Origin of the sequence: Aeromonas sp. QDB34 (assembly GCF_027705405.1) — a bacterium.
GTDB classification, from domain to species: domain Bacteria; phylum Pseudomonadota; class Gammaproteobacteria; order Enterobacterales; family Aeromonadaceae; genus Aeromonas; species Aeromonas hydrophila.
Map to the genome: position 1 here is coordinate 1 of NZ_JAPDBT010000061.1, position 602 is coordinate 602.

General features: G+C 47.0%; 2 tRNA genes and 1 rRNA gene. All 3 read left to right on the top strand.

What is annotated here, in order from left to right:
- Window positions 1-71 (top strand): 16S ribosomal RNA (locus tag OKC29_RS22990); the annotation flags it as partial.
- 73 nt (window positions 72-144) lie between these two features.
- Window positions 145-221, top strand: a tRNA-Ile gene (locus OKC29_RS22995).
- 10 nt (window positions 222-231) lie between these two features.
- Window positions 232-307, top strand: a tRNA-Ala gene (locus OKC29_RS23000).
- Window positions 308-602: the final 295 nt, after the last annotated feature.

A 602-nucleotide genomic window follows, 5' to 3' on the forward strand; every position in this document is an offset into this window, starting at 1 on the left:
TGTGATTCATGACTGGGGTGAAGTCGTAACAAGGTAACCCTAGGGGAACCTGGGGTTGGATCACCTCCTTACCTTAATGATGACGAAGTTGTTGAGTGTTCACACAGATTGCCTTGATTCAAGTTTAGAGACAGTACACGAAGTGGGTCTGTAGCTCAGGTGGTTAGAGCGCACCCCTGATAAGGGTGAGGTCGGTGGTTCGAGTCCACTCAGACCCACCACTTCGATTACGGGGCTATAGCTCAGCTGGGAGAGCGCCTGCTTTGCACGCAGGAGGTCTGCGGTTCGATCCCGCATAGCTCCACCATAATCCGTACTGAATTTGCGAGAAGCAAAAGCCATGAATTGGACAATGTGTTCAGTCTATGTCTTTGACTTCTTTACGAAGTTTGCTCTTTAACAATCTGGAAAGCTGATTTAAAAAGTAGTTCTCAAACATTTGTTACAAGTGCTTTGGAAACTTCTTGGCGAAAACCAAATTTTATTTGGTCCTTGTTGTACGACAACAAGCTGTGCCGGTTTCACCGACACTTCTTGGGGTTGTATGGTTAAGTGACTAAGCGTACATGGTGGATGCCTTGGCAGTCAGAGGCGATGAAGGA